Origin of the sequence: Kitasatospora sp. MBT63 (assembly GCF_000710465.2) — a bacterium.
Lineage (GTDB): Bacteria > Actinomycetota > Actinomycetes > Streptomycetales > Streptomycetaceae > Kitasatospora.
The window spans coordinates 2995-4369 of the sequence record NZ_JAIZ01000628.1 but is presented as its reverse complement, the minus strand read 5'-3'; the positions used below and the strand labels follow the sequence as shown (position 1 = coordinate 4369).

Annotated in this window: 2 protein-coding genes; both read right to left on the bottom strand. The window is 73.2% G+C overall.

Annotated elements, in window-relative coordinates; genetic code table 11:
• On the bottom strand, nt 1–567 hold a 567-nt coding region (locus tag AA75_RS52675), incomplete at its 3' end, for an MCE family protein (RefSeq protein ID WP_033823972.1).
• Nucleotides 564–1358, bottom strand: coding sequence for an ABC transporter permease (locus AA75_RS32705; protein ID WP_033824009.1), 795 nt, complete (start codon nt 1356–1358; stop codon nt 564–566). The genes AA75_RS52675 and AA75_RS32705, both read right to left, overlap by 4 nt.
• Nucleotides 1359–1375: the final 17 nt, after the last annotated feature.

Below are 1375 nucleotides of genomic sequence, written 5' to 3'. Positions count from 1 at the left end.
GAGGGTCTGCCCGAGCTGTTCGCCGCGGCCGCGCAGGGCGGTGGCGACGGCGTCGAGGGTGGTGGCGAGTTTCTCCGGCTGGACGGCGGTGAGCAGCGGCAGCAGGTGGTCGAGGACCTGGTCGAGTTCGACGGCGTCGGCGGAGCGGTCCTGTCCGATGGTGGCGCCGGCCTTCAGCGGTGCGCTCGCGGATGCGGCGGTGGCGGACGCGGGGGGCACGAGGGCGACGTACCGTTCGCCGAACAGGGTGGTGGGCAGCAGCCGGGCGCTGACGTCGCCGGGGATCTGCCCGAGCCGGTCGGGGTCGAGGGCGAGGGTGAGCCGGGCGCGTTCGCCGTCGGCGCCGACCTCGCGGACCCGGCCGACCACCACGCCGCGGAGTTTGACGTCGGCGCCCACGTGCAGTTCGTTCCCGGCGGTGCCGGTCTCGAGGGTGACGGTCGCCTCGCGGACGAAGGCCTCGTCGTAGACGGCGACGCAGACGCCGGCCAGCAGGGCGGGGACGAGCAGGAACACCACGCCCGCGGTGCGGCGGCGGGCCAGGCGGGGGCGGCGGGCGGCGTTCATCCGGCGACCCGGACGGTGGTGGTGGTGCCCCAGATGGCGAGCGAGAGGAAGAAGTCGGTGACGCTGATGATGACGATCGCGTTGCGCACCGAGCGGCCGACGGCGATGCCGACCCCGGCGGGGCCGCCCTTGGCGTGGTAGCCGTAGTAGCAGTGCGCGAGGATCACGATGACGCTGAAGACCAGCACCTTGAGTCCGGAGAGCAGGACGTCGGCGGGGGCGAGGAACAGCCCGAAGTAGTGGTCGTAGGTGCCGGGTGACTGGCCGTTGACCAGCACGGTGACGGCCCGGGAGGCGGCGTACGAGCTGAGCAGCCCGATGCCGTACAGCGGGACGATGGCGACCACGCCGGCCACGATCCTGGTGGTGACCAGGTAGGGCAGGCTGCGGATGCCCATCCCTTCGAGGGCGTCGACCTCCTCGTTGATCCGCATCGCGCCGAGCTGGGCGGTGAATCCGGCGCCGACGGTGGCGGACAGGGCGAGGCCGGCCACCAGCGGGGCGATCTCGCGGGTGTTGAAGTAGGCGGAGATGAAGCCGGTGAAGGCGGTGGTGCCCAGCTGGTTCATCGCGGCGTAGCCCTGCAGGCCGACGACGGTGCCGGTGGCGACCGTCATGCCGATCATGACGCCGACGGTGCCGCCGATCACGCCGAGGCCGCCGCTGCCGAACACCACCTCGGCGAGCAGCCGCCGCACCTCGCGGTGGTAGCGGCGCAGCGCCCGGGGTACGGACAGCAGCGCGGTCAGGTGGAACAGCAGGTGGTCGCCGCTCTCCTCGAGCCAGGCCAGCCGGGGCCGGCGGGGCG